General features: G+C 37.9%; 26 protein-coding genes. 12 read left to right on the top strand and 14 right to left on the bottom strand.

The genetic code is table 11. The features are described from left to right. Positions 1–45: 45 nt before the first annotated feature. Both Q1K34_RS01005 and Q1K34_RS01000 read right to left on the bottom strand, forming a co-directional pair. Positions 46–1,050 (bottom strand): MoxR family ATPase, encoded by a 1,005-nt coding sequence (locus Q1K34_RS01005; protein ID WP_300433799.1) that lies wholly within the window; start codon positions 1,048–1,050, stop codon positions 46–48. Positions 1,051–1,200: 150 nt separating this feature from the next. Next, positions 1,201–2,043, bottom strand: coding sequence for a DUF4382 domain-containing protein (locus Q1K34_RS01000; protein WP_300433798.1), 843 nt, complete (start codon positions 2,041–2,043; stop codon positions 1,201–1,203). A 161-nt stretch (positions 2,044–2,204) separates the two neighbouring features. Between Q1K34_RS01000 and Q1K34_RS00995 the strand changes: the two genes are divergently transcribed. The 6 genes from Q1K34_RS00995 to Q1K34_RS00970 all read left to right on the top strand — a co-directional run bounded on the left by Q1K34_RS00995 (position 2,205) and on the right by Q1K34_RS00970 (position 7,083). Beyond that, a complete protein-coding gene (locus Q1K34_RS00995; RefSeq protein WP_300433797.1) occupies positions 2,205–2,954 on the top strand; it encodes an SDR family NAD(P)-dependent oxidoreductase in 750 nt (249 codons plus the stop codon). A 28-nt stretch (positions 2,955–2,982) separates the two neighbouring features. Further along, positions 2,983–3,297, top strand: a complete 315-nt coding sequence (locus Q1K34_RS00990) for a four helix bundle protein (RefSeq protein WP_300433796.1) — start codon at positions 2,983–2,985, stop codon at positions 3,295–3,297. A 97-nt stretch (positions 3,298–3,394) separates the two neighbouring features. After that, on the top strand, positions 3,395–4,531 hold the full coding sequence (locus Q1K34_RS00985; RefSeq protein ID WP_300433795.1) for an ATP-binding protein: 1,137 nt from the start codon (positions 3,395–3,397) through the stop codon (positions 4,529–4,531). Position 4,532: 1 nt separating this feature from the next. Continuing rightward, complete coding sequence (locus Q1K34_RS00980) at positions 4,533–5,261, top strand: metallophosphoesterase family protein (protein ID WP_300433794.1); 729 nt, start codon at positions 4,533–4,535, stop codon at positions 5,259–5,261. 174 nt (positions 5,262–5,435) lie between these two features. Continuing rightward, on the top strand, positions 5,436–6,440 hold the full coding sequence (locus tag Q1K34_RS00975; protein WP_300433793.1) for an acyl-ACP desaturase: 1,005 nt from the start codon (positions 5,436–5,438) through the stop codon (positions 6,438–6,440). 85 nt (positions 6,441–6,525) lie between these two features. Beyond that, entirely contained in the window at positions 6,526–7,083 is a 558-nt protein-coding gene (locus Q1K34_RS00970; RefSeq protein ID WP_300433792.1) for a DUF3575 domain-containing protein, read from the top strand. A 169-nt stretch (positions 7,084–7,252) separates the two neighbouring features. Here the strand turns inward: Q1K34_RS00970 and Q1K34_RS00965 are convergent, their stop codons facing one another. The 3 genes from Q1K34_RS00965 to Q1K34_RS00955 form a co-directional block, all read right to left on the bottom strand. After that, complete coding sequence (locus tag Q1K34_RS00965; protein ID WP_300433791.1) at positions 7,253–7,654, bottom strand: YkvA family protein; 402 nt, start codon at positions 7,652–7,654, stop codon at positions 7,253–7,255. Between the two features lie 184 nt (positions 7,655–7,838). After that, positions 7,839–9,392: an aldehyde dehydrogenase family protein gene (locus Q1K34_RS00960; protein WP_300433790.1), complete on the bottom strand. Its 1,554-nt coding sequence runs from the start codon at positions 9,390–9,392 to the stop codon at positions 7,839–7,841. Positions 9,393–9,452: 60 nt separating this feature from the next. Continuing rightward, the gene (locus tag Q1K34_RS00955; RefSeq protein WP_300433789.1) at positions 9,453–9,995 is read right to left on the bottom strand and encodes a 3-hydroxyanthranilate 3,4-dioxygenase; all 543 of its coding nucleotides are present in this window, start codon (positions 9,993–9,995) and stop codon (positions 9,453–9,455) included. A gap of 101 nt (positions 9,996–10,096) precedes the next feature. Here Q1K34_RS00955 and Q1K34_RS00950 point away from each other — a divergent pair, with 101 nt between their 5' ends. From Q1K34_RS00950 to trxA, 3 genes are all read left to right on the top strand, one after another. Next, the gene (locus Q1K34_RS00950) at positions 10,097–11,161 is read left to right on the top strand and encodes an isoaspartyl peptidase/L-asparaginase (protein WP_300433788.1); all 1,065 of its coding nucleotides are present in this window, start codon (positions 10,097–10,099) and stop codon (positions 11,159–11,161) included. Positions 11,162–11,368: 207 nt separating this feature from the next. Continuing rightward, positions 11,369–12,211, top strand: a complete 843-nt coding sequence (locus tag Q1K34_RS00945) for a phosphatase PAP2 family protein (protein ID WP_300433787.1) — start codon at positions 11,369–11,371, stop codon at positions 12,209–12,211. 59 nt (positions 12,212–12,270) lie between these two features. After that, on the top strand, positions 12,271–12,567 hold the full coding sequence (trxA, locus tag Q1K34_RS00940) for a thioredoxin (RefSeq protein ID WP_300433786.1): 297 nt from the start codon (positions 12,271–12,273) through the stop codon (positions 12,565–12,567). On the opposite strand, the gene Q1K34_RS00935 is transcribed toward trxA, so the two are convergent. From Q1K34_RS00935 to Q1K34_RS00920, 4 genes are read right to left on the bottom strand one after another with little or no spacing between them, the layout of a single operon-like run. Next, positions 12,568–13,497 carry a DUF5996 family protein gene (locus Q1K34_RS00935; protein WP_300433785.1) on the bottom strand — a complete coding sequence of 310 codons (930 nt, stop codon included), beginning with the start codon at positions 13,495–13,497 and terminating at the stop codon, positions 12,568–12,570. 4 nt (positions 13,498–13,501) lie between these two features. Then, the gene (locus Q1K34_RS00930) at positions 13,502–14,002 is read right to left on the bottom strand and encodes a YciI family protein (RefSeq protein ID WP_300433784.1); all 501 of its coding nucleotides are present in this window, start codon (positions 14,000–14,002) and stop codon (positions 13,502–13,504) included. Next, positions 13,999–14,472: a CYTH domain-containing protein gene (locus Q1K34_RS00925; protein ID WP_300433846.1), complete on the bottom strand. Its 474-nt coding sequence runs from the start codon at positions 14,470–14,472 to the stop codon at positions 13,999–14,001. Before Q1K34_RS00925 ends, Q1K34_RS00930 begins: the two co-directional genes overlap by 4 nt. 4 nt (positions 14,473–14,476) lie before the next feature. Beyond that, positions 14,477–15,142 carry an NAD(P)H-binding protein gene (locus Q1K34_RS00920; RefSeq protein WP_300433783.1) on the bottom strand — a complete coding sequence of 222 codons (666 nt, stop codon included), beginning with the start codon at positions 15,140–15,142 and terminating at the stop codon, positions 14,477–14,479. Between the two features lie 127 nt (positions 15,143–15,269). Between Q1K34_RS00920 and dinB the strand changes: the two genes are divergently transcribed. Further along, on the top strand, positions 15,270–16,361 hold the full coding sequence (gene dinB, locus Q1K34_RS00915; protein ID WP_300433782.1) for a DNA polymerase IV: 1,092 nt from the start codon (positions 15,270–15,272) through the stop codon (positions 16,359–16,361). A gap of 81 nt (positions 16,362–16,442) precedes the next feature. Here dinB and pyk read toward each other — a convergent pair whose 3' ends face one another. The 5 genes from pyk to Q1K34_RS00890 form a co-directional block, all read right to left on the bottom strand. Then, the gene (gene pyk / locus Q1K34_RS00910) at positions 16,443–17,873 is read right to left on the bottom strand and encodes a pyruvate kinase (protein ID WP_300433781.1); all 1,431 of its coding nucleotides are present in this window, start codon (positions 17,871–17,873) and stop codon (positions 16,443–16,445) included. Further along, complete coding sequence (locus Q1K34_RS00905) at positions 17,873–18,358, bottom strand: IPExxxVDY family protein (protein WP_300433780.1); 486 nt, start codon at positions 18,356–18,358, stop codon at positions 17,873–17,875. The genes pyk and Q1K34_RS00905 overlap by 1 nt, the downstream gene beginning before the upstream one ends. A gap of 115 nt (positions 18,359–18,473) precedes the next feature. Then, positions 18,474–19,205, bottom strand: coding sequence for a ribonuclease III (rnc, locus tag Q1K34_RS00900; RefSeq protein WP_300433779.1), 732 nt, complete (start codon positions 19,203–19,205; stop codon positions 18,474–18,476). A 3-nt stretch (positions 19,206–19,208) separates the two neighbouring features. Next, positions 19,209–20,462, bottom strand: coding sequence for a beta-ketoacyl-ACP synthase II (gene fabF / locus Q1K34_RS00895; protein ID WP_300433778.1), 1,254 nt, complete (start codon positions 20,460–20,462; stop codon positions 19,209–19,211). Between the two features lie 13 nt (positions 20,463–20,475). Then, the gene (locus Q1K34_RS00890) at positions 20,476–20,712 is read right to left on the bottom strand and encodes an acyl carrier protein (RefSeq protein WP_013069791.1); all 237 of its coding nucleotides are present in this window, start codon (positions 20,710–20,712) and stop codon (positions 20,476–20,478) included. Positions 20,713–20,859: 147 nt separating this feature from the next. Here Q1K34_RS00890 and purN point away from each other — a divergent pair, with 147 nt between their 5' ends. After that, positions 20,860–21,456 (top strand): phosphoribosylglycinamide formyltransferase, encoded by a 597-nt coding sequence (gene purN / locus Q1K34_RS00885; protein WP_300433777.1) that lies wholly within the window; start codon positions 20,860–20,862, stop codon positions 21,454–21,456. After that, positions 21,456–21,920 (top strand): ribonuclease HI, encoded by a 465-nt coding sequence (gene rnhA, locus Q1K34_RS00880; RefSeq protein WP_300433776.1) that lies wholly within the window; start codon positions 21,456–21,458, stop codon positions 21,918–21,920. The genes purN and rnhA overlap by 1 nt, the downstream gene beginning before the upstream one ends. The last annotated feature ends 28 nt before the right edge of the window (positions 21,921–21,948 follow it).

Here is a 21,948-nt window from a genome sequence, read left to right as displayed (position 1 = left end):
AAACATTCGTTTACCAGATCATTGTTAACCGATAATTGTTAATTGTTACGGTACTTCAATCTCGTTTACAATCTTATTTATAAGATCTTCTGAAGTGATATTTTCAGCTTCGGCCTCGTAAGTGATTCCAATTCTATGGCGAAGTACATCATGTACCACAGCACGAACATCTTCAGGAACCACATACCCACGTCGCTTTATAAACGCATAACATTTGGCAGCCATGGCGAGGTTTATACTTCCCCTTGGAGATGCACCAAAATTAATAAGCGGCTTAATATCTTCAAGATTATATTTTTCAGGGGTACGGGTGGCAAAAATGATATCAAGTATATATTTTTCTATTTTTTCATCCATATAGACCTCTCGTACTGCACTTTGAGCGCGCAGGATCTGCTCAAGATCCACAACTGGATTTACTTTTTCAAATCCACCTTTAAGGTTGGCCCTGATGATGAGTTGTTCCTCAGCCATTTGAGGATATTTGATCACTGTTTTCAGCATAAATCGGTCTACCTGAGCTTCAGGCAAAGGATAAGTTCCTTCCTGCTCTACCGGGTTTTGAGTGGCCATCACCAAAAATGGCTTATCCAATATAAAAGTTTCATCGCCAATGGTTACCTGCTTTTCCTGCATCGCCTCCAACAAAGCCGATTGAACCTTGGCCGGAGCACGGTTAATCTCATCTGCCAGAACGAAATTTGCGAAAATAGGACCTTTTTTTATACTGAAATCATTCACCTTCATATTATAGATAAGCGTTCCCACCACATCTGCAGGTAAAAGGTCTGGTGTAAATTGTATTCTACTGAAACTTCCGTGAACGGCCTGTGACAGGGTATTAATGGCAAGGGTTTTTGCGAGACCAGGCACACCTTCCAATAAGATATGTCCCTGCCCCAAAAGCCCAATAAGCAAGCGTTCTACCATGTGCTTTTGCCCCACGATCACTTTATTCATTTCTCGTGTAAGAATGTCTACAAAAGCACTTTCTCTTTCAATTTTCTCGTTAATACTGGCAATATCAACAGATGAATCGTTTTCCATCATGATTTTCAGATTTTGATGTCGTGAATATACGTACTTGTAGTAAGCGTCGCAAATTGAAAATTTATTGGATTTAGCATTGTTAAAATTTGGTTAAAATAAAAAGGCAGTGCTTTTAAACACTGCCTTTTAAATACAATTTATTTGTTTCTATTAAAGTTCCAGATCTCCAAGATCTGTTGTTTCATTAGGTTTTACCTGTACATCACTCAGTGCAAAAACGCTAAGGCCACTGGAAACCTCAGGGATCACCTGTAAATTATACTGCCCTGCAGGAACTCCGTTAAGCGCAAAATCTCCATCAGCATTGGTATACGCAGAAATAGTCACGCTGCTATTACTTATTTTCACCAGACTTTGAACATTGGTCTCGATACTTGCAGGAATAACAACGGTTCCAACCACCATTCCGGCATTGGCTTCCGCAGTTAACCTAATTACAGGTTTTAAACTATACCCCCCATTCCCCTGGGTCACGATAGACTCCTCCACATCGAAATCCAGAAGAAATGCATAATTTTCGCCTTCCTCTAATTGCTGATTTAACTGAAGCTTTAAACCAGACTGCTGAGCGCTGGGAGTATTTAAAGGTCTGGTTTCTCCATTTACCACTACCGTATTTTCGGTTCCAAGAACTAGTCTCATTTGGCTTACGAAACCGGCAGGTACTTCAGAATCTACAAGAAGTTGGGAAACACCGCCCGTTAATTCCAATAGGTCATAAACCCCAGTTTGAACATCATTAAGGCTTACCCAACCTTCAGCATCTGTTTCAACTTCAGCATCTGCATCAGCTTCTACTTTAATTTGCACATCCTGAACATCGATGTTCACAGCATCATAATCTCCGGGAGCATCGGTCATTCTAACCGTCATCATAGCTTTCCCATCTGTCGCACCGTTGTTGGAATCATCATCGCTACAACTAGCGAATCCCAGTGAAATTAAAGTTGCCAACATTAAACTCTTTAAAGCTCCGTTTTTTAAATATCTCATAAGTAGATTTTTATTAGTTATGGCAGGATAACGGCAAGTCTTGTGCAAGATTTTGAGCATATTTGAATTTTAACTCTTTTTAACGGAACTTAACCATGCTTTAATAACCTCATGCGTTTTGCTAAATAATACTTTCTTACATTAGAAATAAAATCAAAAATATGAAAACAGCCCTGATAACTGGTGCTACGAGCGGGATAGGGAAATCTACAGCCATCCGGTTCGCTCTCGAAGGATTTAAACTTATTTTATGCGGAAGACGTACGGACCGCCTGGAACAGTTGAAAAAGGAATTATCTGTAGAAACTTCGGTACATCTCCTCAGTTTTGATGTGAGGAATAAAGAAGAGGTTTTTAATAATATTAAATCCATCCCCGAAGAATTTAGCGAAATTGATATTCTGGTAAATAATGCGGGAAATGCCCATGGACTAGATCCCATTCAGGATGGAAACACCGATGACTGGGATACTATGCTGGATATAAATGTGAAGGGTTTACTTTATGTTACCAAAGCAATTGTACCGGGAATGTTGGAAAGACAATCAGGACACATCATTAATATTGGTTCTACTGCCGGAAAAGAAGTTTACCCAAATGGGAATGTGTATTGCGCCAGCAAACATGCAGTAGATGCCATAAACCATGGAATGAGAATAGACCTGAATGGAAATGGAATTCGAGTTGGTGCCGTTAATCCCGGATTAACTCAAACAGAATTCAGTGATGTACGTTTTAAGGGCGATACAGATAAAGCTGAAAAAGTTTATCAGGGATTTCAGCCACTACAACCGGAAGATATTGCCGATATTATTCACTTTGTGGTGACCAGACCTTATCACGTAAATATTGCCGATCTTACCGTGATGCCTACCGCCCAGGCTTCCAGTACTCTCATTTCTAAAGATTAATTATTCTTTATTAATATTATTTATTTAAATGGCTCATTATCAAAATTTTGAAGAATTAGAGATTTATAAACTATCACGAGCTCAATGTGTTCAGATTTGGAGGCTAATGAATGAGACAAATCTTTCAAAAGACTTCAAATTAAGAGATCAAATTAATGGTTCATCCGGTTCAGTAATGGGCAATATCGCAGAAGGTTTTGGAAGAGGAGGAAATAAAGAATTTATTCAATTTCTGAGTTTTGCCAGAGGTTCTAATTATGAAACCAAAGCTCAACTCCAAAGAGCTTTAGACAGAGATCATATATCGTTAAATGAGTATGAGCTTTTAGCCAGAAAAATCTGAAATTATAAATGAGCAAATTTCAAAATTCATGAATTTTTTGAGATCATCAGAAAGAAAAGGCTCTAAATACGATTGAATAATTAATGGAAAATAACCCATGATCAACAAACGCCTTCTTATAAAAAACCTGCTTGCGCACAATGATGAGAACAGCTTTTATGATAAAAAGCGGCAGTTGAATATTGGCGAAAAAGAAGGCAAGGCTAAATTCTTAAAACATATTTGTGCACTTTCTAACTCTAATCCTGAAAACAACTCTTATATCGTGATTGGAGTAGAAGATGAAGACAGTAAAATTATTGGCATCGATTTTTTTGACGACAGTAAAATTCAAAACCTGGTGAATGCCTATTTAAGCAATCCACCAATTATATCGTACGAAAATATTCCATTCCCACATTTACCAGATCATTTAGTGGTTGGATTGGTTACTATTCGACCCAACCACGGAAAAATTTGTTCCTTTAGAAAGAATATTTGGAAATATTTTGGTGGCTCTGTTTTTTTTAGGGATGGAAGTATAAGCATGCCGAAGGTTTTTGATATCGAAATAAGGGATTTAAATTCCCCGATAGTTGCCTCTATTGAGAATCATTCTCATAACAACCTCGAATATACCCTGGATGGTGTTTTTGATTTTATGAAAAAACGCCGTGATTACAACCCAACTTATAAGGTTTTTAAAGAATATTTTGTGGTTTGTTGGGCTGGAAAACAGAAAAAAATAAAAGAAAAAAAATATTTTTCCCGGGTAGATATAGAACTTATTAATGAACAGGTAAAACTTTTTTATTCTGACCTTGATGAGGTAAGTATTGTTCAGGATAAGGATCAATTTAAAATAACAGAATATGTTCATCTGGGGCTGCACGATCAATTTCAATATTATCCTTTGGAAGAAGTTACTATCAGATTTCGGGATAATGGAAGCTACGATATAGATAGTAAATTATTATTCGAGCCTCCCACATTTGATAAAAAAACCCTTTTTCATATTTACAATACCAACCAGGCGGTTATCAAAAAACTAAAAAAAGGATATGAACTTAATGCAGGAGATAAAAAAGACCTGAAAAATTTACCGTCCACGTATTTATTATGTTATTTAAATAATTTTACCGAAGCTTTAACCAAACTCGAGGAAGCCAAACCTTATATTAAGGCTTACAGCAGGGAAATTTATAATTCGTATAAGGAGAGTATGCGAATTTTACGAAAGGTGAAATACAATTAATATGTCTAGAAAATTAGTGATTGGGGATTTACATGGCGGACTGAAAGCACTCATCCAGCTACTCGAAAGGATAGACCTTGCCCCAAAAGATGAACTTATCTTTCTTGGAGATTATGTAGATGGATGGAGTGATTCTGCAAATACCGTTACGTATCTTATAGAACTTGCCAAGCAAAATTCCTGCATTTTTATAAGAGGAAATCACGATGACCTTGCTCATAAATGGCTGGAAACGGGCGAAATGAACCAAAAATGGTTGGAACACGGAGGGCAATCAAGCATTAACGCTTATCGAAATTTTGATGAAGAACAAAAGAAAGCTCATATAAATTTCTACAGGGAGATGTTTAATTATCACAAAGATGAGAAGGGACGTTTATATGTTCATGCAGGATTTACGAATCTTCATGGCCCCGACTTTGAATATCACGATACAGGGTTTTACTGGGACCGAACCTTGTGGGAGATGGCATTGGCCATGAAAGAAGACCTTAAACCGGAAGATGATTTTTACCCTAAAAGGCTTCGGCATTTCCAGGAGATCTATATTGGGCATACTCCGGTCACCCGTATTGGGCATGATAAGCCGGTAAAAAAAGCGAATATTTGGAACGTAGATACAGGCGCTGCTTTTAAAGGCGCTATTTCAGCAATTGATGTAGATTCTAAAGAAGTGTACCAAAGTGATCCTGTTTTTACGCTCTATCCTGAAGAACAGGGTAGAAATTAGGCTTTTTTTATCAGCTTCTAACAGCATATTCATATATTTGAAGTTCAATATTTTCCATTTTTAAACTCATGGACAATTTGAAATTATAAAAACTGCATGCTTATTGCAGTGATTAATAAAAAATAAGCCATAAAATTTATTTGGCTTATCATTGTTTGAATAAAGATTTAATAAATGGCATTAGACAATATACGTTTAGAAGTAATGCAAACCGTCGAAAAATCCGTTCAGGGTTTTATTGACCAATACCTTATTCCCGTTGATGAAATTTGGCAACCTACAGATATGCTACCCAACCTTCAGGATGATAATGGTTTTGAGGAAGTGCATCAAATAAGAGAAGAAGCCAAGGAATTAGGATATGATTTCTGGGTAGTTCTCGTAGCAGATATGGTAACTGAAGAAGCCCTGCCTACTTACGAGTCATGGCTTATGGATATGGAAGGGGTAGAACAGCATGGAGCACAACGAGGCGAACAAAACGCCTGGGCAAAATGGGTTAGACACTGGACCGGAGAAGAGAACCGACATGGTGATACTTTAAATAAATACTTATATCTCTCCGGAAGGGTTGACATGAAGGAAATTGAAAAAACCACTCAGCACCTTATCAATGATGGTTTTGATATTGGAACCGGCCGGGATCCTTACCGAAACTTTGTATATACCAGTTTTCAGGAATTAGCAACTAATATTTCACATAAACGTGTAGGACAGTTAGCTAAAAAGAAAGGAAATAAGATGCTTGGCAAAATGTGTAATATCATAGCCGGGGACGAGATGAGGCATTATATGGCATACCGGGAGTTTGTAAAGACCATCTTTGAGCATGATCCAAGTGAAATGATGTTGGCTTATGTAGATATGATGAAAAAGAAAATCGTGATGCCCGCTCAATTTATCAGGGAATCCGGACAGGGTATTGCTGAAGCTTTTGAGAATTTTTCGAATGCAGCGCAAAGATTAGGAGTTTATACAACCTATGACTATATTGATATTCTGAAAAAGCTAAATGGTTACTGGGAGATAGATAAAATGAGATCCCTTACCGATGAAGCTGAAAAAGCCAGAGACTATTTAATGGCTTTACCGGATAGAATGACTAGAATCGCCGACAGGATCGCTGTTCCTCAGGATCAGCATAAATTCAAGTGGGTTGAAACTAATGGAATGGTTTAATCTATCAGCTTTATTATAGAATTACGAACCCTGCGCAAATCCAGCAGGGTTTTTTAATTTGTAAACCAGGAATAAAATACCTACTATGAAAAAAATAATATCACTGTTGATGCTTATCCTTATTACCAAAATTGGGGTTGCTCAAAATGCTGAAAAACAGAACGAAATAAAATTAAATATTGCCAATACCATAGCCATAGCCTCGGTAGAGTTTGGATATGAACGTTTCCTGGACGATCATCAGTCTATTGAAGGGACTATTTTAATTAACGACCGGATAAATTATCATTCTGAAAGCGGGTCAAGGGATTTCCAGACAAACAGTTTCAAACTGGGTTATAACTATTATTTCGGGGAAGACTACGCCGCGTCTGGCTTATATATGAATCCATTTCTTAAGTATAGGACCGGAGAATTCAGTGAAGAAACAAGAGATGTTGTAGAGCCGGAATTTTCGAGCCCTACCATCACAGATATGAATTCTTTTATAATAGGAATAGGAACGGGTTATAAATGGAATTTCAATGATACCTTTGTTTTAGGCCCTTTTATAAACGTGGGGAGGAACTTCAGCGATGAAGTGAAAGATCGTTTTTCGGCAATAGAATTTAATGCAGGCTTTAATATTGGCTACAGATTTTAATATTCCCACTGAAATTAAAAAAAAGACTGTCTAAAAAGTCATTATTTCGTAAAACTGTTCCGAAAGTTTTCGGGATTGATTCAGCTTTTAATTGATTATTATTTTCAATTAATTAAAATCCTGAATAAATTCAGGATGGGATTTTCTCGACTTTTAAGCACCTGTTTTTTTATGAACTATGTAGAAACTGGTCTTTCCAGGCCTTATAACTGGCCAGATCTTTTTCCATTAAGTTAAGACAAAATGCTATTACTGCTGCATCATCTAAATATCCAAGTACTGGGATAAAATCTGGAATAAGATCTATGGGAGATAATACATATAATAATGCGGCCCCGGCGGCGGCTATGATGTTAAAAGGAACTTCACGATAATCCCCGCGCGCATAATCCCTAACCAAAGAAAATAGCAGCCTGGCGTCATCTATATATCGTTTCAATTTGCCCTTGTTCTCAAATTTTTCCAGGATCTTATCTTCATTCTCTACTACTTTTCCAACATCCTCCTGCTCAAACTCTTCCGTTCTCTTAGCATGTTCCTCCTTCGCTCTTTCTTCTGAAAATGTGCTCATAAACCCTATAGTATTAAATTGAAACCGAAAATAAAGATTATTATATCTCGGGACAAAAATAGCTTTCTATTTAAGTTGGATTTAACTATGAATTATGATCACGCCCTTAGAATTTTTAAACATCAGTAAATAAAAAAGCCTGCTTTAAAATAAAACAGGCTTTAATCACACTTAAAAAACTAAACTATAAATCGAATTTTATTCCCTGTGCCAGCGGCAGTTCAGTAGTATAATTGATCGTATTGGTTTGTCTTCTCATATAAATCTTCCAGGCATCAGATCCAGATTCGCGGCCTCCACCGGTTTCTTTCTCACCTCCAAAAGCTCCACCAATCTCAGCTCCTGAAGTACCAATATTTACATTGGCAATTCCACAATCTGAACCTTCAGAAGAAAGAAATCTTTCTGCCTCTCTAAGGTTGTTCGTCATAATTGCTGAAGATAGTCCTTGTTTTACCCCATTCTGAAGTTTAAGCGCGTCACTTACATCTCCAGAATACTTCATAAGATAAAGCACCGGAGCAAAGGTTTCATGCTGTACGATCTCAAAATGATTTTCAGCTTCAGCAATGGCAGGTTTTACATAGCATCCGCTTTCGTAACCTTCACCTTCCAAGACTCCGCCTTTCACTAAAATTTTTCCACCCTCTTCCACCACTTTATCTAAAGCAGCCTGATAATTTTTAACCGCATCCTTATCTATAAGCGGCCCCACATGATTATTTTCATCCAACGGATTTCCTATTCTAATCTGTTTATAGGCCTTAACTACAGCATCTTTTACCTTATCATATACATCTTCGTGCACGATGAGCCTTCTTGTAGAGGTACAACGTTGGCCACAGGTTCCTACCGCACCAAAAACAGCCCCAATCACCGTATTTTTAATATTGGCATCTGGAGTCACGATAATGGCGTTGTTTCCGCCTAATTCCAATAAGGTCTTTCCTAACCTTGCAGCCACCGCCTGAGCAACGATTTTACCCATTCTTATAGATCCTGTTGCAGAAATCAAAGGAACGCGTTCATCTTTGGTCATCATTTCACCTACTTTATAATCTCCCGTAATCAAACTGGAAATTCCTGCAGGCACTTTATTTTCTTTAAAAACCCTTGCTGCGATATTTTGACAGGCAACTGAAGTTAGTGGTGTTTTTTCTGAACCTTTCCAAATACATGCATCGCCACAAACCCATGCTAACGCTGTATTCCAGGACCAAACAGCCACAGGGAAGTTAAAAGCAGAAATAATCCCAACTACTCCAAGTGGATGGTATTGTTCGTACATTCTATGTCCTGGGCGTTCACTATGCATGGTCAATCCATGTAACTGGCGCGATAGTCCAACCGCGAAGTCACAGATATCTATCATTTCCTGAACTTCTCCCAGACCTTCCTGGTAAGATTTTCCCATTTCATAAGAAACGAGTTTCCCCAAAGGTTCTTTAAGCCTTCTTAATTCGTCATTGAACTGTCTAACCACTTCACCACGTTGCGGTGCAGGCCAGGTTCTCCATTCTTTAAAACCTTTCTCGGCAGTAGTGATCACTTTTTCATAATCCTCTTTTGTAGTAGCTTTTACTTTACCTATAAGTGCTCCATCAACAGGAGAATAAGATTCTATGATATCTCCATTACTAAACCAGTCATTTCCGGTTGAGGTTCCGTTATTGATGTCGTTCAAACCTAAATCTTTCAGGGCTTGTTTAATCCCGAATTCTTCAGCGATTTTGCTCATTAATTTGTGTTTTTATCGATTAATTTGTGTAGTTATTGCGAAAATAGGAAAAATAAACCGCTATTCCTCAACTGCTGTAAACCGTTCATCAACAGGCATAACTTCTCCGCAATTATTACAGGTTCGAAGATCTTTGTTCCCGTAAAATTCTTTGAAGTGCTTTAAAAAATCTGTTTCTATATCCCGAAGCGGAAAAAAAACTTCATATAATTTATTATTACAATTATCACAATACCACATCAAACCATCTTTGCCTTCTTCATTCAATCTTTTTCGTTCTACCACCAGGCCAATAGAATTATCATGTCTCACGGGAGAATGCGGAACCTTGGCCGGGTGAAGGTACATATCTCCCGGTTCCAGTTTCATGGTTTTCCTTTTACCATTTTCTTGAATATGTACTTCAATCGTGCCTTCAAGCTGGTAGAATAATTCTTCGGTTTCATTATAATGATAATCTTTACGGGCATTTGGACCCGCTACGACCATCACAATATAATCTCCGGATTCTTTATAAAGGTTCCTGTTTCCTACCGGAGGTTTCAAACTTTCCCGGTTCTGTTCAACCCATTTATTTAAATTGAAAGGTTTTTCTACTGGCATAACAAAAATTTTACTTAAAATTACTGAATATGCACCGAACTAGCCGGTTTCGGGCTGTTATTTTTGATAATTTGATTAACTTTCGACTTAAATCTATCAATATGAAAAATCTACTGCTACTTTTCAGCCTTATCTGTCTAATTTCCTGTAATGATGCTAACCAGTCTACACAGGATTATGTTCAGGAAGATTCCGAAAAAAACACTAAAAATGACAGTGTCCAAAATTTTGGAATTGTTATCCACGGGGGAGCCGGGACCATTCTAAAAGAAAATATGAGTGACTCGCTGGAACAGGCCTATAAAGACAAATTAGAGGAGGCCATTAAAACAGGCCACGAAATCCTTGCCAATGGAGGAACAGCACTGGAAGCAGTACAGAGAACTATAAATGTGATGGAAGATAGTCCGTTGTTTAACGCAGGAAAAGGGGCGGTCTTTACCAATGAAGGTAAAAATGAACTGGATTCTTCCATTATGGACGGTAAAACACTTAATGCTGGTGCCGCTGCCGGGGTTACTAACGTGAGAAACCCCATTAATCTGGCTTATGAAGTCATGACAAATTCAGAACACGTTTTGCTTTCAGGTAAAGGAGCGGAAGAATTTGCCAAAGAGCAGGGCCTTGAAATTGTTGACCCTGAATACTTTTATACTGAAAATCGCTTCAAAGCGATGGAAAGAGCCCGCGAAAGAGCTAAAGAGAAGAGCAATAAAACTGCTTTCTACGATCCATTTGTAAAGGATGAAAAATTTGGAACGGTAGGTTGTGCAGCACTTGATAAAAATGGAAATCTCGCAGCCGGAACATCAACCGGAGGAATGTCTAATAAAAAATATAACCGGATTGGTGATGCACCTATTATTGGAGCAGGAACCTATGCCAATAATAAAACAGTTGCGATTTCAAGCACCGGATGGGGTGAATATTTTATTAGAGGAGTGGTAGCCTATGATATTTCTGCAATGATGGAATATAAAAGAGTTTCTTTAAAAGAAGCCACTCATGAAGTTATTCAGAATAAACAACCGGAATTAGGTGGTAGCGGCGGAATTATCGCTATAGATAACAAGGGAAATGTCTCTATGGAATTTAATACTGCTGGAATGTATCGCGCCACGATGAATGCAAACGGAGATCTTGAAATAGGCATTTACGAAGAATAAGCCTCCTTCAAAAATTAACCTAACCCGGATGTTCGCTCCGGGTTTTTTTATATCTGGAATTTAACGATTAATTAGAGGGTTTCCAATATAGAAATAACTGAACTAAATGTATTTTCGCACTTCAAAATTTTTCCTGTATCGCTGCTTCCAAAAAGTTAATTGAAGTTGGTCCTCTAACCACCAGATTGAGGACTTAATTTAAAAAATATGCAAAAATTATTAGTACTGTTAGTTTTATTTATCGGATTACTGCCACCAAGTTTAATTGCGCAGGAAAATGCTAAAAACGATAGTCTTCCCACTACCTGGGAATTGATGAAATATGATGGAGCAAGTGCTTTTGCCGGACTAAAAAAAGCCTATACTGCTCCGTTAAACTGGCAGAAGGATGATTTTATTACTGCAGGAGCGGTGGTTCTGGGAACAGCAGCCCTTTACACCTTTGATGAGGAATCCAGCGATTATTTTAGAAAGCAGGGGGAAGGCGCCCCTCAATTGGTAAGAGATATTGGCTGGTATTTTGGTAGTCCCCAGAATAATTACGGACTTACCGGAGCCGTTTATCTGGTTGGTGTTTTTACTAAGAATGAAAAAATAAGGAAAACTGGTGTGTTAATGATCTCTGCTGCAACAGCTTCAGGAATTATTCAATCCATTTCTAAAACAGCAGTGGGCAGAGCCAGACCCACAGCTGAAGAGGGTAAAAATAGTTTTAAACCCTTCAGTAGTGAAGGCCAGTATCATGCTTTTCCTTCTGGCCACACTATATTATCTTTTACTACTATGTATGCGCTTTCCAAACAATTTAAAAATCCATTTATAAAAGCAGGGCTCATGGGCGTGGGTCTTATTTCGCCAGTTTCAAGATTATGGTCTGGTGCGCACTGGTTAACCGATGTGGGATTAAGCCTTGCGCTGAGTGTGGCGGTAGTAGATACGATAGATAAGTATTTAAGTACCGAAAGAAATTATGAAGATGCTGATAAAAATGGGATCAGCTGGAAGATGCATCTTGGACTTGGCAGGGTTGGTATTGTAGGTACTTTTTAAGTCTTTCTTAAATAATTTGTGCCCGATAATCCCTAAATTTATTTAAAACTCGAATTGTTATGAAAAGTAGTTTTAGTAAAATTATTAAAAGTGAAACACCTGTTCTTATCGATTTCTATGCCGACTGGTGTGGCCCCTGTAAAACCCTTGCCCCTATTCTAAAAGATGTAAAGGAAGAACTTGGGGATAAGGTGAAAATTGTAAAAATAGATGTTGATAAAAACCAGGCTTTAGCATCCAAATATCAGGTGCGTGGCGTCCCAACCATGATACTTTTTAAGAATGGAGCGCAGGTTTGGAGACAGTCTGGAGTACTTCAGAAGCACGAGATTAAAGACAAAATCACTTCTGCCTGACTATAAATCTTCAAGCGGAGGAACCGTCAAGTTCTCAACATCCCATTCAGCTAATTCAGCTCCCGCCTGATACGCACTTTCCAGAAATTTCAACAGCGATTTTCCAGGATCATTTTCCTTTAAAAGCTCTGCATAGGTTAAAATAGCCATCGGATTCCCATTATTGATAACCCATTTTGCCGCATTTGGTTTAAGGGCCTTTTTTTCCAACCCTTTTGGTGCAGGATACGTATAAGAATAGAATGCCGGTTCCTGCATATTTTCATCACCCGCCCAAAAACCAAAACTTATACATTCATGGGTGTAAGCATCTTTATCTGAAATTCGTGCTTCTTTAGGCATTTCCGGAGCTTTTTTTCCGGAAAAACGAGTTACCGCCAGATCCAGCGAATGCCAATATAGGTGAATAGGGCAGGTCTTTCCGTAAAATCTTCCGCTAAATTCTTTAAATATCGAATCTATCCAGAGAAAAGTTCTCCAGAAAGCATTGCTATACTCCATTTCATAATAATGTAAGTCTGTTATTTCTGAAAATCTGTTATCAATATTTAAATCATAGGGTTTATCGTTCATCTTCACCTGAATATCAAGATCCTCTAAAAAGTTAATCACATTATTATAAAACGTAGCTACGGGAAGCCCATTGTATAAATCAAAATCTTTGAGTTCTCCGGTACTCTTAGTAATCTCCAGTTTATTCTGAAGTATATTCAGATTAAGCGAAAATGAATCAAAACCGTTATTTATGGGAATAGACCTGGTGGTAAAGCCTTTATCATAAACATATAGTGTGATATACCACCAATGATTTTTTCGCGGAGCAAAACACATCCTAATTTTTCCTAAAATTTGAACATACAGATGAAGGGTCAGCTTTTTATTTTCGTTGTCCAGGTATTTAAGTACAGGTAAATCATTGGTTGAGCCCATAATTTTAGTTGAGTTTACTTCCTTTGGCCACCCACCATGGATGAACTTCCACTTTAAGCCTGCCCGCTTTTACCATAGGATCCAGTTTAGCCAGACTATCAGCTTCTTTTTGGGTTGCAGTATTAAAAACTACGATACCCCTTAGATCGCCATCATCTCCCATAGGTCCGGTTAAACTGGTATAACCTTCTACTGAAAGACGTTCTAAATACGCCATATGACTTTTCTGAAGTTCAGCAGCCTCGGTAGAACCCTGACTACGATTGGGACCGGCTTTTAAAAATACCATATAATATTGCTGCATCAAATAGGTGGTATCCCCTTCTTTATAACTAAAAGTTTTATAGCCTTTCTCTTTAAGACCAGTTTCAATATCAGGCATTTCATGCTTCTTTCCACCTAAAGTATCTTTAGTTCCTGCTTTTTCAGGTTCAGAAAGATTTTTTGGATTATCGGTACACGCTAATCCCAGCCCAAGAATCATAGAGAATAACAGCTTTCTCATTGATGCCAGTTTATATATGGTTTAGCTATTAAATTCGAATTATAATATTTCAGGTCCCCTGTCACTTCTTCTCCTAACCAGTCTGGTTTTTCAAATTCTTCCTCTTCACTAGTAAGTTCTATTTCGGCTAAAACAAGTCCTCTATTTTCGCCCAGAAATTCATCTACTTCATACGTATGCTTTCCCTTCGGAATTAGATATCTGTATTTTTCGATTTTTCCAGGTTCACATAATTTCAATAACTGCTTTGCCTCCGCTGTTTCAATCTCTTTCTCCCATTCAAATCTTGATAAACCATTCTTTGAAGACTTCCCTTTAATGGTCATAAAAGCCTTTTCCCCACTTATACGAATTCTTATAGTTCTTTCTGGATGCGTATTTAAATAAGCCTGTACAAAATGTGTTTTCTTAGAAGCCTGTTCTTTAAAGTCTACTGAACCAACTAAAAATTTTCGCTCTATTTCCTGCATTTTCTTACTTTCTTTCTGCAATACTTTTTATTTCATCTGAAGGTATCCTTCTACTTTTATAATCATTATTAGCCAAATATATCATAGCCTTTGCAATAGTTTCCGGATGTATACTTCTGTACTTCTTTAGCTTGCCTACCAGCAAATGATCTCCAAGGCTCATTATTTTTTTCGAAATAAATTCAAAAGGTCTGCTTTCTTCTCGTTTTCCACCAATTAATGAAGGTTGAAGAATATAAGTGTTCCTAATTTTTTCTTCCAGAACAGCTCCCTCCATTTCGCCTTTTACCTTATTATAAAAGAACCTGCTTTTCTCATCGGCTCCCATGGCTGAAATAACCTGAAAAGTATGTATGTTATTTCTACTGCAGAGCTTTGCTGCAGTAGCCGGTATGCCAAAATCCACCTTGCGATAAACCTCCGTATCGGGTGTCTTCTTTTGAGTACTTCCAATACAGCAGTAAACCTCATCTGCAGTAAACAGATCTGCGACTTTTTCAAGTTCAAAAAGATCGATAAGATACTCCTCCAGCTTTTCACTTTTTTGCTGAACATGGTTTCTAGAAAAGACTTTTATTTTTCTATACCTGGCATCCTCGATAAGTTTTCTAAGTAAAATACTTCCGGTTAACCCGGTGGCACCTAAAATTATGGCAGTTTTTTGTTCCATTTTGAATAACGTCTTCTTTCAAAGATAAGTTTTATGTTCCAAAGGAAATTATATCCTTAGAAATGGATTCAGAAATGCTTTAATCAGAAACTGCATGGACCATCACAAGTTTCACTAAATTTACCAGGTGGAAAGACTTCGCAAAATAATCCATATAGACATGGATGCTTTCTATGCTTCTGTGGAGCAACTTGATAACCCGGAACTTCAGGGTAAACCAGTGGCAGTGGGCGGAAGTTCACAAAGAGGAGTGGTAAGCGCCGCTAGTTACGAAGCCAGAAAATTTGGGGTAAGAAGCGCCATGAGCAGTGTAATTGCCAAACGAAATTGTCCTGATCTAATTTTTGTAAAACCAAGATTTGAACGCTATAAGGAAATTTCTTCACAGATACGAGAAATCTTTTTTGAATATACAGACCTGGTAGAACCACTTTCCCTAGATGAAGCCTATTTGGATGTCACCGAAAATAAAAAAGGAAATCCCAGCGCCACTTTAATAGCAAAACAAATTAGAGATCGCATTAAGGAGAAAACGGGACTCAATGCTTCCGCAGGGATTTCTATCAATAAGTTCATTGCGAAAGTTGCCAGCGACATTAATAAACCAAACGGACAAAAAACGGTGCAGCCGGAAGAGGTGATTGAATTTCTTGAGGAGCTAGATATTAGAAAATTCTATGGAGTTGGAAAAGTGACTGCTGAAAAAATGTACCGACTGGGAATTTTCAGCGGAAAAGATCTGAAATCAAAATCTGAGGAGTATCTAACCAGGCATTTTGGGAAAAGTGGCAGCCATTTTTATAATGTGGTTCGCGGGATCCATCTTAGTGAGGTAAAACCACATCGTATTAGAAAATCCCTCGGTGCCGAACGAACTTTTAATGAAAATATAGCTTCGGAAATCTTTATGTTGGAAAGGCTTGAAAATATTGCTGAAGAGATTGAGCGTCGCTTGAAGAAAAGTAAAGTGGCCGGAAAAACGATTACTTTAAAAATAAAATATAGTGATTTTACCCTGCAAACACGCAGCAAGACGATCGATTATTATATTTCAGACAAGGATCTTATCCTTGAAATCGCCAAAGATCTATTATATCAGGAAAAAATGAAAAATTCAGTAAGACTACTGGGAATTTCGCTTTCTAACCTCAACACTGATAAAGCAGATTCACAGGAAGAAAAAAAGGAAATATTTGTGCAACTAAAGTTCAAATTTTGATAATATCCCTGGTATCAAAATTCAATTGAAAAAGCCACGAATATGCCAGTGTATTCGTGGCTTTATAGTATTTAAAAGAATTTATTCTATTTCAGAAACCCTTAATGTATTCACCATTCCTTTTGCTGTAATAGGCATTGCTGCCAGGTTGATGGTGAAATCCCCTGTTTCAACAAATTTTGTTTTTTTAGCCATACCGCTAATATCTTCTATGGTTTCATCTGTACTTACAAACTTATCATAATAAAAAGCTTTCACCCCCCAAAGCAGACTTAACTGATTTAAAATTCTCCTATTGGAAGTAAAAACCAGAATGTGCGCTTCCGGTCTCCAGGCAGAGATTTGAAAAGCAGTATAACCACTATTTGTTAACGTACAAATAGCTTTAGCTTTAATTTCATTGGCCATATGGGCTGCGTGGTAACAAACCGCTTTGGTAATATATCTCTTTGTTCGTACATGAGGTGGCTCATGAGGGACTTTAATTAGAGGAGAATTCTCTACACTTTGTAAAATTTGAGACATCTTTTGAATCACCTGAACCGGATATTGTCCTACAGAAGTTTCCCCGCTCAACATCACCGCATCTGCCCCATCCATCACAGAGTTTGCTACATCATTCACCTCTGCTCTTGTAGGAGTTAGGCTGGTGATCATAGTTTCCATCATCTGGGTAGCAATAATCACCGGAATTCTCGCTTTTTTAGCGGTTAGCACCAGCTTTTTCTGAATTAAGGGAACTTCCTGCGCTGGAATTTCAACTCCTAGATCTCCACGGGCTACCATAAGTCCGTCGCAATAAGCCACAATTTTATCAATATTGGCTACTCCTTCCGGCTTTTCAATTTTAGCTACAATAGGGATCTTATATTTAGAATGCTGTTTGATCAATTCCTGAAGCTCCATAAGATCTTCAGCATGTCTTACGAAAGAAAGCGCCATCCAATCCACTCCCATTTCACAGGCGAATATGGCATCTTTCACATCTTTTTCAGTCAGGGCCGGTAATGATATACTGGTATTGGGAAGATTAACACCTTTCTTCGATTTTAAAGGTCCACCCTGGATTACTTTGGTTTCAACCTCATCCTTTTTATTGGTTTTCACCACTTCAAAGATTAGTTTTCCGTCATCCAATAATATCCTTTCTCCCGCTTTTACGTCCTGCGGAAAAGAGTCATAATTCATATAAACTCTTTCTGCAGTACCTTTGAATTCCTTTCCGGTAGCAAAAACAATGCGGTCTCCTTCATTTACGACCACTTCTTCCTTCATCACGCCAACTCTTAGTTTTGGCCCCTGCAGGTCTCCCAAAATCGCTGCCGTAAAACCATCTTCTTCGTTTAATTCCCTGATCATCTGGATCCTTTCCCTTACATCATCATAATTCGCATGAGAAAAATTGATGCGAAACACGTTCACACCTTCCTGCAGCATTCTTCTTAAAATATCTTTACTACTGGTCGCAGGACCTAATGTGGCGACTATTTTTGTTTTTTTGTTGGTAGGCATTATTCGAATATTAGGTTTTGTTTGGATTTTAAATTTTCTATGTCAATCGCGTATGCAGCCTGTACTCCGGGTATATGCCCTATGGTCTGCAGGATCCTGTTAAATTCTTTCGGAAGTATCTCTTCCCCTATTTTAAGGAAAAAATCAACTTGATTATATTCAGGAATCAAATGCACTTCCTGAGGACTTAGTTCTTCTTCTTTAAAAAGCGATCCTGAACTAAGGATCTTTTTTGGCTCTCCCTTGAATTTATTTGCCACAAGCTCTAAACTGTAATAATAATTCGAGTCTTTGTGCGAAAACAATGCATATAAGGCATCATATTCAGTATGATTAAAATCAACATCTTTTCGCTCCCTTTCGAGCCTGATTTTAAGATATTTATTTAAAAAATACGCCATTTTATATCCCTCGAGTGAGGAATAAATGGCGATTAAATTAAAATGTTCATCTTCAACTTCCAGAAGAACTTTATGCGATTGCATAAACTTTTACTTTAAGGTTAAAGATACTATATGATTAACAAATTGAAGATAATTAGCCCTAAAAATCAGCAATTATTTACGAAAACGTTTTAGTTTTCAAAGAATCCTTAAAAAATTAATCCATTTTGTTTTGAAGGGCGTAATAAGCTCTTTTTGAGGCTTTTTCTTCAGCTTTCTTTTTTGAAGTTGCTCGGGCCTTAGCCACCACCCGGCCATTTATACGCAATTTTACAGCGAAATGTTTAAGCTCATCATTTCCGGTATCCTCGTAAACATTAAAATCAAATTCCTTCTTTTCCTTCTGGCACCATTCAATAACAAGACTTTTATAACTTATTACTTTACCTTCCAGCTGTTCAATATCTACATAAGGATCTATGACTCTTTCGTAGATGAACCTTTTGCAGTATTTGTAACCTCGGTCTAAATAGATTGCTCCTACAAGTGCTTCAAATAAATTACCATGGATATTAACCCCGAACTGGTCTTTGGGTATATTGGTTTGTACATGTGAAATAAGACCCAGATCTTTCCCCAGTTCATTCAAATGCTTTCTACTAACCACTTTAGACCTCATTTTGGTGAGATAGCCCTCATTCCCGCCAGGAACGGCTTTAAACAGGTGAGAGGCCACCACGGCGCTTAACATGGCGTCACCAAGAAACTCCAAACGTTCAAAATTTATCGCGTTTCCCTCTTCATCCTTTCGATTTAAAGATCGATGGGTAAAAGCTTTTTTATAGGGTAAAATAGATTTGGGTTTGAAGCCGAGGATTTGAGTAAGAATATTAAAAAAATTCCCGCCTTGAGAAGAACGGGAATTTAATATGTTACGAATAACGCTCATTGTTTATTCGTCAAGTTTTTTAAACACCACACAGGCATTATGACCTCCAAAGCCAAATGTATTGCTCATAACGACTTTTACATCTCTCTTCTGAGCCTTATTTAACGTAAGGTTTAATTCAGGATCAATGTTCTCATCGTTATGCTCATGATTAATGGTTGGCGGTACAATTCCGTGCTTCATAGAAAGGATTGCTGCTATGGCCTCAATCGCTCCTGCTGCTCCCAATAAATGACCGGTCATAGATTTGGTAGAGTTGATGTTCATTGTTTTGGCATGTTCTCCAAAAACCTTTGTGATTGCTTTAAGTTCAGCAACATCACCAAGAGGTGTTGAAGTTCCATGCGTATTAATTGCATCAACATCTTCCGGTTGTAGTCCGGCATTTTTAAGACAGTTTTTCATTACTGCCACAACCCCATCTCCTTCAGGATGTGGAGCCGTCATGTGATAAGCATCAGAAGACAATCCTCCACCCATCACTTCAGCATAGATTTTGGCTCCTCTGGCTTTAGCGTGCTCATACTCTTCTAATATAAGCGCACCACCACCTTCACCAAGCACAAACCCGTCTCTGGTTGCATCAAATGGTCTTGATGCTGTCTCTGGGCTGTCGTTCCTTGTAGAAAGGGCATGCATTGCGTTAAATCCACCCATTCCTGCTATGGTAACTGCAGCTTCAGACCCTCCGGAAACAATGATATCACTGTGGCCTAAACGAATATTGTTTAAAGCATCTATCATCGCGTTTGCTGAAGATGCACAAGCCGATACCGTTGTATAATTGGCACCCATAAATCCGTGTTTGATAGAGATATTACCAGGAGCAATATCTGCTATCATCTTCGGAATAAAGAAAGGATTGAATCTTGGAGACCCATCCCCCTCCGCAAAATTGATAACTTCATTCTGGAAAGTTTCAAGACCACCTATTCCTGCACCCCAAATAACGCCAACGCGAAACTTGTCTACAGTGTTTAGGTCTATTCCTGAATCCTGAATGGCTTCATCTGCCGAAACCATGGCGTACTGAGCAAACCTATCAAGTTTTCTTGCTTCCTTGCGATCAAAATGATCTAAAGGATTGAAGTTTTTGAGTTCGCAAGCGAATTTAGTCTTGAACTTTTCGGTATCAAAATAAGTGATAGGCGCGCTACCACTTTTACCGCTTACAAGTCCCTCCCAATATTCCTCTAAATTGTTACCAATTGGGGTTAAGGCACCAAGGCCCGTAACTACTACTCGCTTTAACTCCATATGGTGTGTTGATTTATTTTTTAGCGTCTTCAATATATGAAATTGCCTGACCTACAGTAGCAATATTCTCTGCCTGATCGTCTGGTATCTGGATGTCAAATTCCTTTTCGAATTCCATGATCAATTCTACTGTGTCTAGTGAATCAGCACCCAAGTCGTTGGTGAAGCTGGCTTCGTTTACAACTTCATTCTCGTCAACTCCTAATTTGTCAACGATAATAGCTTTTACTCTTGATGCAATGTCTGACATAATTTTTTATTTTAATTTTGATTAGGTGGCAAAAATAAAAAACTTTATTTTAAAACCGATTTTTCCTCTAAAAATGTGAGGGTAATTTACATAAAATTCATTGAAAGCAATTAATTTTACATCCTAATAAATGTTAACAGCCTTATTTTGAGTTATAAAGAAAGTGCAGACACAAAAAAGATTGTAATTTTTGCTTCAGGTTCCGGTACCAATGCTGAAAATATCATAAAATACTTTCAAAAAACCAAAAATATCGAAGTTGCTGCAGTTCTATCCAACCGAAGATCTGCAGGAGCTTTGAAAAGGGCACATGACTTAAATGTAAAAGCGCTGTTGTTTGATAAAGAAGCTTTTTATCAAACTAATGATGTTTTTAATATTCTTAAAGACATAAATCCAGACCTAATCGTCCTTGCCGGGTTTCTTTGGTTATTGCCAGCGAACATCATTAAAGAATTCCCTGATAGAATTATCAATATTCACCCTGCCCTTTTACCAAAATACGGTGGAAAAGGGATGTATGGCTCTAAAGTACATGAAGCTGTGATCGGTAAAAAGGATAAGGAAAGCGGGATTACCATACATTATGTGAATGAAAAATATGATGAAGGAAACATTATTTTTCAGGCTACGACTCCAATAGAAGATAATGATACCGCGGAAAGTCTGGCGGAGAAAATACATGATTTAGAGTATAAACATTTCCCTGAAGTGATTCAGCAACTATTAGAAGAAAGAAATTAATGTTTTCCCCAAAGGTTCATATTTACACCGATGGTGCAGCAAGAGGCAACCCGGGACCGGGAGGCTTTGGAATTGTTATGGAATGGCTAGGCAAATCCTATAAAAAAGAATTTGCTCAGGGTTTTAAGCTAACTACCAACAACCGTATGGAATTAATGGCGGTTATCGTTGCCCTTAGCAAGCTTAAAAAACCCGGAACTCCCGTAAAAGTCTTTACAGATTCTAAATATGTGGCAGATGCTGTAAATAAAGGCTGGGTGTTTAATTGGGAAAAGAAAAATTTCGCTGAAAGAAAAAACACCGACCTGTGGAAAGCCTTTTTAAAAGTTTTCAGAAAGCATCAGGTACAACTTCAATGGATTAAGGGCCATAACGATCATCCACAAAATGAACGTTGCGATACACTCGCCGTAATGGCTTCCAAAGGGAAAAACCTACCGGAGGATACTGGTTATAAAGCTTAACATTTTGTCTCTAATTTGAGGTTTATCC

Origin of the sequence: Christiangramia sp. (assembly GCF_029937855.1) — a bacterium.
GTDB lineage: Bacteria > Bacteroidota > Bacteroidia > Flavobacteriales > Flavobacteriaceae > Christiangramia.
The sequence above is the reverse complement of the archived record's forward strand: the minus strand, read 5'-3'. Positions and strand labels throughout refer to the sequence as shown.